Genomic DNA, 15,481 nt, shown 5'->3' with positions numbered 1-15,481 from the left:
TGCTCACCCGCCAGGGCCCGCGAGCCTTGGCGGTCAGCTCGTGCGGGCGATGAGCACGTCGATGAGCTGGCTCGCGAGAGTCACGAGGCGTTCGATCTCGCTCTCGTCGCGGTCCACCCATCGGCATTCCGGGTCGCCGACCGGCACGAAGTCTTCGTGCCGCTCCCACACCATGAGCGTGCGCTCGGCGCCGAGCACGTACTGCTGCCACCAGACCTGGCGCAGGTAGTTGCGCGGGATCGAGCGCCACTCCTTGTTCGTGGTCTTGATCTCGGCGAGCTCGATCGTTCCGGTGTCGCGCTGCGCGAGGCCGTCGGGCGTGGCCAGGTGCCGCAGGTCGCGCTCGGCGTGGAACAGCGCCTGGCTGGGGGCGATCCCGTGCTCGCGCAACACCCACGATGCGATCTCCGGTTCGCGCGCTTTGCCGTGCGTCGTGTAGGCGTTTCCCGTGAAACGGCTGCCGTGCAGCTTCTCGTGGGCCGCGGATTCGATCGAGCGCTGCGTCGAGAGCTTGGCCACGTCGGTGGCGGTGATCCCGCGTGCGCGTGCGCGCATCCAGGCCATGCGATCGGTGCCGTCGGTCACGACTCGACTCAGGTAGCTCGGCATCGGATCGGACACCACCTCAGTCTCCCATGCTTCTGCGCACGCGGTCGACAGCGGCGCGTCGCGCCGCTGGGCGAGCAGGCGGATTCGGGCGACAGGTGATGGAAAAGTCCTGCAGGGGCGACGAAACGAGCGCGATCTCGGTCGCCGACACGCCTCCGCCGCGGATCCTCGGCAGTGAGTTTCCTGGGAGTTCGCGAAGTGATTCCCGGATCGATCCGAGCGGCTGCGGATGCGTGAGCCGCGGAGTCGCGCGGATCTCCCATGGATAGTGTGTGAGTGCTCCGGATTGGTTCGGGCGCGGTGGCACGGGATCGGCGAAAACTGCGGTGGGGCCTGCGAACGCGAGGCGATAGGCTCGGCGACGAGAGATCCGCCTAGTGACCCTCGCGGGAACGATACGGCGGAGCATGAGGACTCAAGGGGCTATGGGGAGGCCGGCGCGCGGGGCGTCTCGTGCGCGGTCCGGCCCGGAGAAGGAGCATCCGGCAACATGGATTCGCAGGCACTGAAGCGAGCAGACGGCGGCAAGATCCGCGCTCTGGTGGTCGACGACGAGGAGTCGATCACGCAACTGGTGGCGATGGCGCTGCGCTACGAGGGGTGGGATGTCGACACCGCGTCCACCGGCCAGGAGGCGCTCGACAAGATCAAGTCGTTCGAGCCGGACGTGGCGGTGCTCGACATCATGCTGCCCGATTTCGACGGGATGCAGCTGCTGGCGCGCCTCCGCAGCGCGGGGGAGATGTTCCCCGTGCTGTTCCTCACCGCTCTCGACTCCGTCGAGGATCGCGTCAACGGCCTCACCGCCGGCGGCGACGATTACGTCGTCAAGCCATTCAGCCTCGAGGAGCTGATCGCCCGGTTGCGCGGGCTCGTGCGCCGCTCGCAGCTGACGCTCGCGCAGCAGCCGGATCCGGTGCTGCGGGTGGGCGACCTCACGCTCAACGAAGACAGTTACGACGTGGAGCGGGGCGGGGAGCCGATCACGGTCACCAACACCGAGTTCGAGCTGCTCCGATACCTCATGCGCAATCCGAATCGAGTGCTGTCGAAGGCCCAGATCCTCGACCGTGTGTGGGCATACGACTTCAGCGGCAAGTCCACCGTCGTCGAGCTGTACATCTCGTACCTGCGCAAGAAGATCGACTCGGGCCGCGAGCCCATGCTCCACACGGTCCGCGGCGCGGGCTACATGCTCAAGCCCGTGAGCTGACCTCGCGGCCCTCCGCTGATTGAGCGAGGCGTACCGATCCGACCCTCACCCGCCGAGGAGATTCGGTGCCCCGAGAAAGTGTGATAGAGTTCTCTTTGGCCAAAGACCGCCGGTACGGATTCGCAAGGATCCCGGAACGCCTGCACTCGCAGGGACCAGCGCAGGTGCAGAACTCCTTGAGGAGCGGGTCCTGATCCCGAACTCATCGAAGCTCCGTGCGTGCGCGCCGGAGCTTTTCTCGTTTCTGAGCACGTCTCAGCGCGGGGACACTCCGAGCGGCGCGGCCCCCGAGCGGCAACCGCCGCGCGGGTACGACAAGCTAGGGAGCGCCATGGCTACGAAGGACGCTACGGTCGCCGATCTTCAGCGCAAGTTTGAAGAGTCGGACGCCGTTCTGCTGACTGAGTACCGCGGTCTCACGGTTGCCCAGCTGCGGGATCTCCGCAACAGCATCCGAGAGCACGCGACGTACGCTGTGGCGAAGAACACGCTGACCAAGATTGCGGCCAACAACGCCGGGATCACCGCTTTCGATGACGAGCTCGCCGGCCCTTCGGCGCTCGCCTTCGTGCACGGTGACACCGTCGCGGTCGCAAAGGCTCTGCGTGACTTCGCTAAGGCACACCCTCTGCTGGTGGTGAAGGCGGGCTACTTCGATGGCAACGCCCTGACCGCTGCTGAGGTAGGCAAGCTTGCCGATCTGGAGAGCCGCGAGGTGCTGCTGGCCAAGGCCGCAGGCGCCATGCAGGCCGCTCTGGTCGGCGCTGCGCAGCTGTTCAACGCACTGCCCGCCAAGGCCGCACGCGGCTTCGGCGCGCTGCAGGAGAAGCAGGACGCGTAAGGATCGGCTCGCGCCGGTCCCGTACCAACAAGACCCGCCTGTCACGCGCCGCGTGAGGGCAGACATCAAGGAGAAACACAATGGCTAAGCTTTCGACCGAGGAGCTGCTCGAGCAGTTCAAGGAGCTCACCCTCATCGAGCTCTCCGAGTTCGTGAAGGCCTTCGAGGAGACCTTCGACGTCTCGGCCGCCGCCCCCGTGGCCGTCGCCGCTGCTCCGGCAGCCGGTGGCGCCGCTGAGGCCGTCGAGGAGAAGGACGAGTTCGACGTCGTCCTCGAGTCGGCCGGCGACAAGAAGATCCAGGTCATCAAGGTCGTGCGCGAGCTGACCGGCCTGGGCCTGGGCGAGGCGAAGGCCCTCGTCGAGGAGGCTCCCAAGAACGTGCTCGAGGGCGCGAAGAAGGAGGCCGCCGAGGAGGCCAAGGCCAAGCTCGAGGAGGCCGGCGCGGGCGTCAAGCTCGTCTGAGTCCTTTCGCTGAAGAGGCGGGATCACCTTCGGGTGATCCCGCCTCTGTGCTGTTCCCGCTTATGCTCCGTGCCGCGCACGTCGGCTGCCGGCCCCGCACTCCTGTGCCGGTGGGGCGTCAGCCCTGGGGCCGTGAGCCGTCCGAGCGTCCACGGATCGGGACTGGCGATCGAGCGGCAACTCTGCTATCGTGACTCGGCCGCTTCTGATCCGGTCGCTCATCTCCACCGCCGCGACTCCCCGCTCCGCGTCGCATCGTTCGTGAATGTCCGAGGTCCGGGCCAGGATGGCACAGGACGAAAGGATCCTCGTGGCCCTCATCTCACTCGCGCTCCGTCACGCCAAGAAGTACTGGCCCTTCATCGTGGCGGTTCTCGTGCTGCAGCTGCTCTCGACCATCGCAGCGCTCTGGCTGCCCAGCCTCAACGCGCAGATCATCGATCGCGGCATCGCGCGGGGCGACACCGACTTCATCTGGCGCACGGGCGGCTTCATGCTGATCGTGTCGCTCGGCCAACTGGTCACGGCCGTCGCGGCAGTCTACTTCGGCGCACGCACGTCGATGGGCGTGGGTCGCGACCTCCGCCGCGAGGTCTACCGGAAGGTCGATTCGCTCAGCACGCTCGAGGCGACGAAGTTCGGCGCGGGCACCCTGATCACGCGCGGCACCAACGATGTGCAGCAGATCCAGATGCTCGTGCTCATGACCCTCAACTTCATGGTCTCGGCGCCGATCATGGCGATCGGCGGCATCATCATGGCACTGCGGGAAGACGCGGGCATGTCCTGGCTGGTCTGGCTCTCGGTCGCCGTGCTCGCGGTGATCGTCAGCTTCCTGGTCTGGTTGCTGCTGCCGCTGTTCCGCCAGATGCAGGAGCGAGTGGACTCGATCAACAGCGTGCTCCGCGAGCAGATCATGGGGATCCGAGTCGTGCGCGCCTTCGTGCGGGAGGACTTCGAGGTCGAGCGCTACCGGGTGGCCAACCGCAACATCACCGATGTGTCGGTGCGAGTGGGCAACATCTTCGTGCTGATGTTCCCGGTCATCATGATGGTGCTGCACGTCGCCACTGCGGCGGTGCTCTGGTTCGGCGGGCACCGTGTGGACCAGGGGCTCGTCGAGGTGGGCTCGCTCACCGCGTTCCTCCAGTACCTGCTGCAGATCCTCATCGCGGTGATGATGGGCGTCTTCATGACGATGATGATCCCTCGCGCGGTCGTCTGCGCGGAGCGGATCCGGGAGCTGCTCGACACGGAGTCCACGCTCGCCTTCCCCGACGCGGAGACGGCGCCGACGCCGGACGCGGGGCGGGTCGAGTTCTCCGGAGTGACCTTCGGGTTCCCTGGGGCCGAGAAGCCGGTCATCACGGACGTGAGCTTCGTCGCAGAACCCGGAAAGACCACGGCCATCATCGGGTCGACGGGGTCTGGCAAGTCGGTCCTGTTGAACCTCATGCTGCGCCTCTACGACCCTCAGGAGGGATCGATCACCGTCGACGGCGTTCCCGTGTCCGCGCTCACCCGGGCGCAGTTGGCCGCGACCGCGAGTCTCGTGCCGCAGCGGCCCTATCTGTTCTCGGGCACCATCGGGTCGAACCTCCGGTTCGGGCGCAGCGACGCGAGCGACGACGATCTCTGGGAGGCGCTGCGAGTGGCTCAGGGCGACGACTTCGTGCGTGAGAAGGAGCACGGGCTCGACGAACCGGTCTCCCAGGGCGGCACCAGCGTTTCCGGCGGCCAGCGCCAACGCCTGTCGATCGCCCGGGCGCTCGTCGCGAGGCCTCGGGTCTACCTTTTCGACGACTCGTTCTCAGCGCTCGACGTGGCGACCGACGCGAAGCTCCGGGCCGCGCTTCCCGATGCCACCAGGGGCGCGACGACCATCATCGTCGCGCAGCGGGTCTCCACGATCACCGAGGCGGATCAGATCCTCGTGATCGAGGCGGGAGAGCTCGTGGGGCGCGGCACCCACGAGCAATTGCTCGAGACGAACGAGGTGTACCGCGAGATCGTGCGCTCGCAGCTCGAAGAGGCGGAGGTGGCGTGATGGCCGAGAAGCAGGTGAATCCGCAGACGGAAGAATTCGAGCTGCCCGACGACTACCAGCCCGACCCCGACGATTGGTTCGGAGACCAGCCGACGAAGAAGGCGAAGCACTTCTGGCCTGCCGCCAAGCGCCTGATCGGGCTGCTCGCGCCGGAGAAGTGGCTGTTCTCGTTCGTCGTGCTCCTCGTGATCGGATCGGTGGCGCTCACCGTCATCGCGCCCAAGGTGCTCGGACAGGCGATGGACGTCGTCTTCAACGGCGTGCTCGGCAAACAGCTGCCCGCGGGCGTGCCGCTCGAGCAGGTGATCGCGGGCGCCCGAGCCGACGGCAACGTGCAGTTCGCCGACATGCTCGAGGGAACGAACGTCGTGCCCGGCCAGGGGATCGACTTCGGCCTGCTCAGCCGGTTGATCATCGCCGTGCTGGCGCTCTATCTCGTCGCCTCGTTCCTCATGTGGCTGCAGGGCTTCCTCCTCAACCGCCTCGTGATGCGCATCATCTATCGGCTGCGCGAGGAGATCGAGGCGAAGATCAATCGGCTGCCGCTCAGCTACTTCGACGGGCGCCAGCGAGGCGACGTGCTCTCGCGCGTCACGAACGACGTCGACAACATTCAGCAGGCGCTGCAGCAAGCGTTCTCGCAGCTGGTGCAGTCGGTGCTGACCGTGATCGGCATCGCCGCGATGATGTTCATCGTCTCGTGGCAGCTCGCGCTCATCGCGCTCATCGCGCTGCCGCTGTCGGCCATCATCGCCGGGGTGGTCGGCGTCCGCGCCCAGAAGCTCTTCGTGGCGCAGTGGAAGCACACGGGAGACCTCAACGGGCACATCGAGGAGTCGTTCACCGGGCACGAGCTCGTGCGCATCTTCAACCGCGACGCCGAGATGATCGAGGAGTTCGATCGCCGCAACGAGGGGCTCTTCAACGCCGCCTACCGCGCTCAGGCACTCTCCGGCACCATCATGCCGTCGATGCAGTTCGTGCAGTACCTCAGCTACGTGCTCATCGCCGTGGTCGGTGCCCTGCGCGTGACTGCGGGGCAGATGACGCTCGGCGACGTCACCGCGTTCATCCAGTACTCGCGCGAGTTCTCGCAGCCCATCAGCGAGATGGCGGGAATGGCGAACATGCTGCAGTCGGGGGTGGCCTCGGCAGAGCGCACGTTCGAGCTCATCGACGCAGAGGAGCAGGATCCCGACACCGCCTCGGCGCGGCTGCCCGAGCGCGCCGAGGGGCACGTGGAGTTCGAGGACGTGTCGTTCAGATACCTCCCGGATCAGCCGCTCATCGAGCACCTCTCGCTGGAGGCCCGGCCCGGCCACACGATCGCGATCGTGGGCCCGACAGGCGCCGGCAAGACCACGCTGGTCAACCTCATCATGCGGTTCTACGAGCTGAACGGGGGCCGGATCCTGCTCGACGGAACCGACATCACGGATCTCTCGCGGGCCGAACTCCGCGGGCACGTGGGCATGGTGCTGCAGGACGCGTGGCTGTTCGAGGGATCGATTCGCGAGAACATCCGGTACGGCCGTCTCGACGCGACCGAGGAAGAGGTGGTCGAAGCCGCGCGGGCGACGATGGTGGATCGCTTCGTGCGCCAGCTGCCTGACGGCTACGACACGGTGATCTCGGAGAACGCGTCGTCGCTCTCCGCCGGCGAACGACAGTTGCTGACCATCGCGCGCGCGTTCATCGCGAACCCGTCGCTGCTGATCCTCGACGAGGCCACGTCGTCGGTCGATACGCGCACCGAGGTGCTCGTGCAGCAGGCGATGCGGGCGCTGCGCGCAGATCGCACGTCGTTCGTGATCGCCCATCGGCTCTCCACGATCCGCGACGCCGACACCATCCTCATGATGGAGAACGGCAGCATCGTCGAGCAGGGTGCTCACGACGAGCTGCTGCGGCGGAAGGGCGCCTACTTCGCGCTCTATCAGGCACAGTTCGCGGGCGAGGACGCCGAAGAACGGGCCGAGGAACTGCTCACCGGGTCGGTCCCGACGGCCGCGGGCCCGGTCGCTGCGACCACGGGCTCCGTCGACGTCGTCGGCGCGGCGGAGTAGCGGCGGCTGCGGGCGCCGCCGTGCCCGCGCCGCCGCGGAACCGGGCGGGGGTGCGAGCGTGTGAGAGCGCGTGCGAGCACCGCGATGATTTCCGGTAGACTGGTCGAGCTCCCCACGTGGCGCTATCTCGGGAAACTCCCCCAGGGCAGAAATGCAGCAAGGGTACTCGGGCTCTGGCGGGTGCGTGGGGAGTCTTACTTTTTCCGGGTTTCCCCGAAATCGGGCGAAGTCGCGCGAACTCGCCCGAACTGGCCCGAAATCGCGCGTGCTCTGCGACGCCGGGGTCATGCTTTCCGCCCCGCCCCGCACCGCGCCCGCCCCCGCCGCCTGCACGGCTCGCCTAGGCTGAGGACATGTCGTCCTGTCGTGATGCCGCGGTGATCGGAGCGGGCCCCAACGGGCTCGCCGCTGCGGTCACGCTGGCCCGAGCCGGGGTCCCGGTGACGGTGTTCGAGGCGGCTGAGACCATCGGCGGGGGCACCCGCACAGCGGAGGTAGTGGAGCCCGGCGTGCTGCACGACGTCTGCTCGGCGATCCATCCCATGGCACTCGCCACGGGCTTCTTCCGGGCGTTCGAACTCGAGCGACGCACGGGGTTCGTGATCCCCGAGGCGTCCTACGCGAATCCGCTCGACGGCGTTCACGGGGGAGGGGCGGATCGCGCGGCGATCGCCTACCGGGACCTCGGGCGCACGAGCGATGAGCTCGGTGCAGACGGACCCGCCTACGCGCGCTTCTACCGGCCGCTGCTGCGCCGCCTCGACGGCGTCCTCGACACCGCGCTCGGCGGTGGGATGCTGCGACTTCCCCGCGATCCGCGCGCGGCGCTCGTGACCGGCCTGCGCACCCTCGAGCAGGCCACCTCCTTCGGGAGCCTGCGATTCCGGGAGGATGCCGCACCGGCGCTGGTCACCGGTGTCGCCGCGCACAGCGTCGGCCGCCTGCCGAACCCGGCTTCAGCTGCGGTCGGGGCGGTGCTCGGAGCGCTCGGTCACGCGAGCGGGTGGGCGGTACCGATCGGCGGATCCCGGGCCATCAGCGATGCGCTGGCCGCCGACCTGCTGGCGCACGGCGGCCGCATCGAGACGTCGCACGCGATCACCGACGTGCGCCAGCTCGGGGCCTACGGGGTGAAGATCTTCGACACCTCGGCGAGGGGGCTGGTGCGCATCGCCGGGTCGGTGCTCCCGGCGCGATATCGGCGTGCGCTCGGCCGCTTCCGCTACGGCGCCGCCGCGGCGAAGGTCGACTTCGTGCTCGACGGGCCGATTCCGTGGCGAGACGCGCGTGTCGCCGCTGCCGCCACCGTGCACCTCGGCGGCAGCCGGGCGGAGACGGCGGCAGCTGAGCGGGAGGTGGCGCGCGGCCGGCACCCCGCGCGTCCGTACGTGCTGCTGGCGCAGACCGCCGACTTCGATCCCGGCCGCAACCCTCCCGGAGTCAACGCGGTCTGGAGCTATACCCACGTGCCCAGCGGTTCGACCCGGGACGTCTCATCAGCGGTGATCGGCCAGATCGAGCGCTTCGCGCCCGGCTTCCGCGATCGGATCCAGGGCATTCGCGTGACCACGGCCGCTCAGCTCGCGGGCTACAACCGCAACTATCACGGCGGCGATTTCAGCGCGGGGGCGATCACCATGCGCCAGCTCTTCGCGCGCCCCGTCCTGTCTGCGGACCCCTGGCGCGCACCCGCGGAAGGCATCTACCTGGGCTCCTCGTCGACGCCGCCCGGCCCCGGTGTGCACGGACTCTCCGGCTGGTACGCCGCACGCTCGGCGCTGCGGCACGAGTACGGGCTCCCCTCGCCCGAGCTGGGTCTCGGGCAATAGGCTGGAGGCGTGGCAGCAAGCATCTACCTGACCTCGGCCGAGGGCCGCACCGGGAAGAGCGCCGTCGCACTCGGCGTGCTCGACGCGCTGCTCGCCGATGCCCCGCGTGTGGGCGTCTTCCGTCCGCTGATCCGCTCCTCCGGCGAACGCGATCGAGTGCTCGAGATGCTCCGCACCCGCGCGACGGCCGATGTGCCCTACGACGCCTGCGTCGGCGTCACCTACGAGGACGCGCACGCAGACCCGGAAGCCGCCATGACGCGAATCGTCGCGGCGTATCGGGCGCTGCAGCAGCACTGCGACGCCGTGATCGTGGTGGGTTCCGACTTCACCGACGTCGCAGCGCCCACCGAGCTGGCCGTCAACGCGCGGATCGCCGCGAACCTCGACACGCCCGTCCTGCTGGTGCTCGGCGGCCGCTCCAACGAGGAGGCGGAGCACCTCGGGCAGCAGCCCGCGCGCACCCCGGTGGAGATCGCCCAGCTCGCCGAGCTCGGCGTCGCGGAGCTGCATGCGGAGCACGCCTCCCTCCTCGCCGCGCTCGTGAACCGGTCGGATCCGGAGCGTCTGCAGCAGATCGAGCACGCCGTATCCGCCGCACTGCCGGCGGGCGCGCCGGTGTGGGCCGTGCCCGAGGAGGTGCTGCTGGTCGCTCCGCCGGTCTCCGGGGTGATCGACGCGGTGGAGGGCCGCCTGGTCCGCGGAGACGCCGATCTGCTGGCGCGCGAGGTGCGCGATGTGGTCGTCGCGGGCATGTCGATGGAGCACGTGCTGCCGCGACTGCTCGAGGGGTCTGTGGTGGTGATCGCAGCGGATCGTTCGGAGACGCTGCTGGCGGTGACGATGGCGCACGAGGCGCCGACGTTCCCGACCATCGCAGCAGTGGTGCTCAATGGCGAGTTCGAGCTGCCGGCCGCCGTCGTGCGCCTGCTCGACGGCATCGACTCCCGCATCCCGGTCGTGCGCACACCGTTCGGGACCTTCGACACCGCCCGTCGCATCTCCCGGGCCCGGGGGCTCTTGACCGAGGAGTCGCCCGCCAAATTCGACACCGCGCTCGCCCTCTTCGCGCAGCACGTCGACGGGGCGACGCTCCGCGAGCGTCTGCGCCTGCACCGCGGCGGGGTGCGCACACCCGTCATGTTCGCCTACGAGCTCTTCGCCCGGGCCGCGGAGGCGAACGCGCACATCGTGCTGCCCGAGGGCAACGACGACCGCATCCTCCGCGCCGCGAGCACGCTCCTCTCCCGAGGCACGGTGCGCCTCACGATCCTCGGCGACGAGGCCGACGTGCGCAAGCGCGGCGGAGAGCTCGGCCTCGCGATCGACGCGGCCGAGGTCATCGATCCCGCGACCTCTCCGCTGCGGGATCGCTTCGCCGCCGAGTACGCCAGACTCCGCGCGCACCGGGGGGTGACCCTGGAGCAGTCCAGGGACGTCATGGCCGACGGCAGCTACTTCGGCACGATGATGGTGCACTTCGATCTGGCGGACGGCATGGTCTCGGGCGCGGCGAACACGACCGCACACACGATCCGCCCGAGTCTCGAGATCATCAAGACCCGGCCGGGCGTCTCGGTGGTCTCGAGCGTGTTCTTCATGGCGCTCGCCGATCGTGTGCTCGTCTACGGCGACTGCGCCGTCAACCCGGACCCGTCGGCCGCGCAACTCGCCGACATCGCGGTGTCGTCGGCGGATACCGCCGCCCAGTTCGGGGTCGATCCGAGGATCGCGATGCTCTCCTATTCGACGGGCGAGTCGGGATCGGGCGCCGACGTCGACAAGGTGCGCGAGGCGACGGCCCTGGCACGGGCCGCGCGCCCCGATCTGCCCGTCGAGGGCCCGATCCAGTACGACGCCGCAGTCGATCCCGTCGCGGGACAGGCCAAACTGCCCGGGTCGGAGGTGGCCGGGCGGGCGACGGTATTCATATTCCCCGACTTGAATACGGGCAACAACACCTACAAGGCGGTGCAGCGCTCGGCCGGCGCGGTGGCGGTCGGGCCGGTGCTGCAGGGACTCGCGAAGCCCGTGAACGACCTCTCTCGCGGCGCGACGGTCGATGACATCCTGAACACCGTCGCCATCACCGCCGTCCAGGCGGGCGCGGCACGTTCCGCAGGGTGAGCGGCGCGCTGGCCGCACCGGGAGCGGTGGGCGCGGTGGGCGCGGTGGGCGCGGTGGGCGCGGTGGGCGCGGTGGGCTGATGCGTCGCGGAGTCGAGCCCACTCGCCCATTGAGCGGAGCGGAGCGAAGTCGAAATCGAAACCGAGGAGCAGCATGAACCACATCCTGGTGATCAACGCCGGATCATCATCGATCAAGTATCAGCTGATCGATCCGACGAGCGGTGAGCGCTCTGCAGCCGGCCTCGTCGAGCGCATCGGCGAGGCCGAGGGCCGGATCGTGCATCGCGGCGTGCGGGAGGAGGAGCGCGCCGTCGTCGTTCCGGACCACGGCGCGGCGTTCGACGAACTCGTCGCCGCGTTCGCGAGACAGGGCGCACCGATCGAAGGCCTCGGGATCACGGCCGTGGGCCACCGAGTAGTGCAGGGCGGCGAGGAGTTCGTCGCCCCCACCCTGATCGACGACGCCGTCGCCGAGCGCATCCTTGAGCTGGGCGCGCTCGCCCCGCTGCACAACCCCGGTCAGTATCAGGCGATCGTCGCCGCGCGGGCGCTCTTCCCCCGGGTGCCGCACGTGGCGGTGTTCGACACCGCATTCCACCAGACCATGCCGCCGAGCGCATATACCTACGCCATCGATCCCGAGGTCGCCGCGGAGCACGGCGTGCGCAGGTACGGATTCCACGGGATCTCCCACCAGGTGGTGTCGCGCCGGGCAGCCGAGTTCCTCGGGCGCCCGCTCGAAAGCCTGCGGCAGATCGTGCTGCACCTCGGCAACGGGGCATCGGCGTGCGCGGTCGACCGCGGCCGCTCGGTCGACACGTCCATGGGTCTCACGCCCCTCGAGGGGCTGGTGATGGGCACGCGCAGCGGCGACATCGATCCGGGCGCGCTCCTGCATCTGCTGCGCGGCGGATACGACGTCGGCGGGCTCGATCGACTGCTCAACGGCCGATCCGGACTGCTCGGCTTCACCGGGAGCAACGACTTCCGCGATGTGCGGGCGGCGGCCGATGCGGGTGACTCCCAGGCAGCGCTGGCCATCGAGGTCGCCGTCCACCGGATCCGGCACTATCTCGGCGCCTACCTCGTCGAGCTCGGCGGGCTCGACGCGCTCATCTTCACGGCGGGCGTGGGCGAGCATCAGGCCGAGCTGCGCGCGGCGGTGTGCGCGGATCTCGAGGGCTTCGGAATCCGTATCGACCCCGAGCGCAATGCATCCCCCGAGCGCGGTGCGCGGCGCATCGGCGCCGAGGGCTCTCCCGTCGAGATCCTCGTCGTGCCCACGGACGAAGAGGCCGAGATCGCGCGCGAGACGCTGCGCCTCGTCGGCTGAGCGCGCGCGGGCCGTCCGACCACTCGTGCGGACTGCGTGAAGATTCGCGGAGTCTGCCACGGATTCCGCGGTGCATTCGTGAGCGCCGCCCTCGCCCGGCGCTCAGGATAGTGAATGCACACAGACCGACGGCGAGCGCAAGGGAGCAACGTGACATCGACACGCATGATTCACCTCGGTCGGAAGGAGCGTCCGAAACGCGGATCGCTGCTCCTGCTGATCCCGGGAGTGGCCTCGGTCGTACTGCTGGGCATCCTCCCGCTGTTCATCGTCGCTCGGAACAGTTTCGCGGTCGCCGACAACTACGGCGGGATCGTCGGGGGCTTCACGCTGGAGCACTACACCAAGCTGATCGACCCCGTGTATACGAAGACCCTGCTGTTCTCGCTCGGCCTCGGACTGCTGAACACGGTCGTCTGCATCGTGGTCGGCTATCTCACCTCGTACTACATCGTGTCCCGCCCTGAGGGGCGACAGGGGCTGCTCCTGCTTCTGGTCATCATCCCGTTCTGGACCGACTTCCTCGTGCGTACCTTTGCGTGGATCACGATCCTCGGTTCGGGGGGCCCGATCGCAGGGGTACTGGGAATATTCGGGCTGTCCGGGTTCTCCATGATCCCGAGCAACGTCGCGGTGGTGCTCGGGCTGCTCTACGCCTTCCTCCCGACGGCGATCTTCCCGATCTACGCCTCGATGCGGTCGATCGATCCCTCGCTCAAGGAGGCCGCGACCGATCTCGGATGCGGGTGGTGGGGGGTGCACCGGCGGGTGATCCTGCCGCTGAGCCGGCCGGGCATCCTGGGAGCGGCCCTGCTGACGTTCATTCCTACGATGGGCGTCTTCGTCATTCCGGTGCTGCTCGGCGGGGGCAAGGATCCGCTCGTCGGAAACCTGATTGTCACTCTCTACACGGAGTTCCGCAACCAGCCGATGGGAGCCGCCGTGTCGATGGTGCTGCTCGTGCTCATGGTGCTCTCGATGGGGCTGATCGGCCTCCTCATGAGGCGCACCTCGACCAAGAAGGGGGCGTAGCCCGTGGACCGCATCGTGAACGGCATCGCCCGTGGAGTGTTCGTCTTCCTCTACGTGCCCATCGCCGCGGTGATCATCTACTCCTTCAACGCCGCGGGAACCAGCACCCGCTTCGAAGGATTCACGCTCCAGTGGTACGCCGACCTGTTCCAGGACGGGGCGCTCATGCAGACACTGCGCACGAGCGCCGTGGTGGCCGTACTCACCGCGACCGTTGCCACCGTGATCGGGATCATGTTCGCGCTGGGGATGTCGCGCTACCGCGGTGCCGGCAAGGGAGGTCTCCTGGCACTCATCGCGCTGCCCCTCATCGTTCCCGAGATCGTACTGGGCGTCGCGCTCCTGAGCGTCTTCAGCGCTGTCAAGGTGCCGCTCGGGATCACCACACTCGTGCTCGGCCACCTCATCGTGTCGCTCCCGCTGGCAACGCTCGTGCTCATGAGCTCGGCCGCGATGCTGGACCCGAGCCTGCCGGAGGCGGCGACCGATCTCGGTTGCACGCCGTGGCAGACCTTCACACGCGTGTACCTGCCGCTGCTGCGCCCCGCGGTCGTCGCGGCCTGGCTGTTGAGCTTCACCACTTCGTTCAGCAACATCGTCATGTCGACCTTCCTGAGCGGTGTCGGGTCGACCACGCTCCCGTTGAAGATCTACTCGAGTCTGAAGACCGGCCTCACTCCGAGCATCAACGCCCTCGGCGCACTGCTCATCCTTCTCACCCTCGTGATCGTGCTCGCGGTCGGAGTCACTCAGATGCGACGCATTCTCGTCGATTCACGCTCCTGACGAGCCCCACAGCTCCACCCCTTCACCCACCGAAAGGAATACCGTCATGAAGAAGAAGACGCTCGCTGCCGTCGGCATCGTCGCCGCGCTGGCACTGACCGGCTGCAGCGGAAGCTCGGAGGGCGGCGCCCAGCAGCTCAATGTCTACGCGTGGGCCGACGAGATCCCCCAGAGCGTGTTCGACGCGTTCACGGAGGAGACCGGCATCGCGGTCAACGTCGACAACTTCGACAGCAACGAGACCATGATTTCGAAGCTCGCCGCGGGGAACTCGGGTTACGACATCGTCGAGCCCAGCCAGTACGCGGTGCAGCAGCTCGTCGGTCAGGAGCTCATCGAGCCCCTCGACAAGTCGCAGATCGAGGGCCTCGACAACATCGCGGCAACCTTCGCCGACCCGAGCTACGACCCCGGCCTCGAATACTCGGTGCCCTGGGTATGGGGCACCACGGGCCTCATGTACAACTCCGAGTGCACCGGCGGCGAGGAGATCACGAGCTGGGCGTCCCTCTTCGACCCGAAGTGGGACGGGAAGCTGAACATGCTCGACAACATGCTTGCCGCGTACATCGCCGGTCTGCAGGTCAACGGATTCGACGCCGACAGCACCGACGAGCAGGAGATCGCCCAGGCGACGGAGTCGCTCATCGAGCAGAAAGACATCCTGGCGGGCTACAACTCCACCAACTACGGCGAGCTGGTGGCCAACGGCGACGTCTGCATCTCCGAGGCGTGGGGAGGCACCAGCACCGCGAAGATCGTAGAGGAGAACGAGAATGTCCACTATGTGATCCCGGAAGAGGGCGGCAGCCTGTGGGTCGACGGTCTCGCGATCGCGAAGGGTGCGCCGAACCAAGAAGCGGCCTACGAGTTCATCAGCTTCCTGCTGCGGCCCGAGATCGCCGCGATGGCGACGAACGACGGGGGCCTCGCGAGCGCCAACCAGGCGGCGCAGGAGCACGTGACCGATCAGGGACTGCTGTCGAACGCCGCGGTCTACGCCTCTGAAGAGCAGGTGGCCAACGCCGACTTCATCGTCGATCCGGGCAGCGCGATGACGTTCTACCAGGACGGCTGGACCCGGGTGAAGGCCTCCTGACCGGCACACGCCGATTCGACTGAACAGCGATTG

General features: G+C 68.2%; 12 protein-coding genes and 1 other RNA gene. 12 read left to right on the top strand and 1 reads right to left on the bottom strand.

What is annotated here, in order from left to right; all coding sequences use genetic code 11:
* Positions 1-33: 33 nt before the first annotated feature.
* On the bottom strand, positions 34-609 hold the full coding sequence (locus tag EVS81_RS07065; protein ID WP_130111337.1) for a YqaJ viral recombinase family protein: 576 nt from the start codon (positions 607-609) through the stop codon (positions 34-36).
* 490 nt (positions 610-1,099) lie between these two features.
* Here EVS81_RS07065 and EVS81_RS07060 point away from each other — a divergent pair, with 490 nt between their 5' ends.
* From EVS81_RS07060 to EVS81_RS07005, 12 genes are all read left to right on the top strand, one after another.
* Positions 1,100-1,822 carry a response regulator transcription factor gene (locus EVS81_RS07060; protein ID WP_130109754.1) on the top strand — a complete coding sequence of 241 codons (723 nt, stop codon included), beginning with the start codon at positions 1,100-1,102 and terminating at the stop codon, positions 1,820-1,822.
* A 331-nt stretch (positions 1,823-2,153) separates the two neighbouring features.
* Entirely contained in the window at positions 2,154-2,663 is a 510-nt protein-coding gene (gene rplJ / locus EVS81_RS07055; protein ID WP_130109753.1) for a 50S ribosomal protein L10, read from the top strand.
* Between the two features lie 80 nt (positions 2,664-2,743).
* Entirely contained in the window at positions 2,744-3,127 is a 384-nt protein-coding gene (rplL, locus tag EVS81_RS07050; RefSeq protein ID WP_130109752.1) for a 50S ribosomal protein L7/L12, read from the top strand.
* 310 nt (positions 3,128-3,437) lie between these two features.
* Positions 3,438-5,174, top strand: coding sequence for an ABC transporter ATP-binding protein (locus EVS81_RS07045; protein ID WP_130109751.1), 1,737 nt, complete (start codon positions 3,438-3,440; stop codon positions 5,172-5,174).
* Positions 5,174-7,240 carry an ABC transporter ATP-binding protein gene (locus EVS81_RS07040; protein ID WP_130109750.1) on the top strand — a complete coding sequence of 689 codons (2,067 nt, stop codon included), beginning with the start codon at positions 5,174-5,176 and terminating at the stop codon, positions 7,238-7,240. The genes EVS81_RS07045 and EVS81_RS07040 overlap by 1 nt, the downstream gene beginning before the upstream one ends.
* Positions 7,241-7,343: 103 nt before the next feature.
* Positions 7,344-7,440, top strand: an RNA gene (ffs, locus tag EVS81_RS07035) — signal recognition particle sRNA small type.
* 153 nt (positions 7,441-7,593) lie between these two features.
* A complete protein-coding gene (locus tag EVS81_RS07030; protein ID WP_130109749.1) occupies positions 7,594-9,069 on the top strand; it encodes a phytoene desaturase family protein in 1,476 nt (491 codons plus the stop codon).
* A 9-nt stretch (positions 9,070-9,078) separates the two neighbouring features.
* A complete protein-coding gene (gene pta / locus EVS81_RS07025) occupies positions 9,079-11,196 on the top strand; it encodes a phosphate acetyltransferase (RefSeq protein WP_130109748.1) in 2,118 nt (705 codons plus the stop codon).
* A 153-nt stretch (positions 11,197-11,349) separates the two neighbouring features.
* Positions 11,350-12,531, top strand: a complete 1,182-nt coding sequence (locus EVS81_RS07020) for an acetate/propionate family kinase (protein WP_130109747.1) — start codon at positions 11,350-11,352, stop codon at positions 12,529-12,531.
* 150 nt (positions 12,532-12,681) lie between these two features.
* Positions 12,682-13,563 (top strand): ABC transporter permease, encoded by an 882-nt coding sequence (locus tag EVS81_RS07015; protein WP_240740022.1) that lies wholly within the window; start codon positions 12,682-12,684, stop codon positions 13,561-13,563.
* A 3-nt stretch (positions 13,564-13,566) separates the two neighbouring features.
* Positions 13,567-14,349, top strand: a complete 783-nt coding sequence (locus tag EVS81_RS07010) for an ABC transporter permease (RefSeq protein ID WP_130109746.1) — start codon at positions 13,567-13,569, stop codon at positions 14,347-14,349.
* Positions 14,350-14,395: 46 nt separating this feature from the next.
* Positions 14,396-15,448, top strand: a complete 1,053-nt coding sequence (locus EVS81_RS07005) for an ABC transporter substrate-binding protein (RefSeq protein ID WP_130109745.1) — start codon at positions 14,396-14,398, stop codon at positions 15,446-15,448.
* Positions 15,449-15,481: the final 33 nt, after the last annotated feature.

It is taken from the genome of Leucobacter triazinivorans (genome assembly GCF_004208635.1).
Taxonomy (GTDB): domain Bacteria; phylum Actinomycetota; class Actinomycetes; order Actinomycetales; family Microbacteriaceae; genus Leucobacter; species Leucobacter triazinivorans.
Note: the sequence above shows the minus strand (reverse complement) of the source record. Positions and strands in the feature narration are given on the sequence as shown.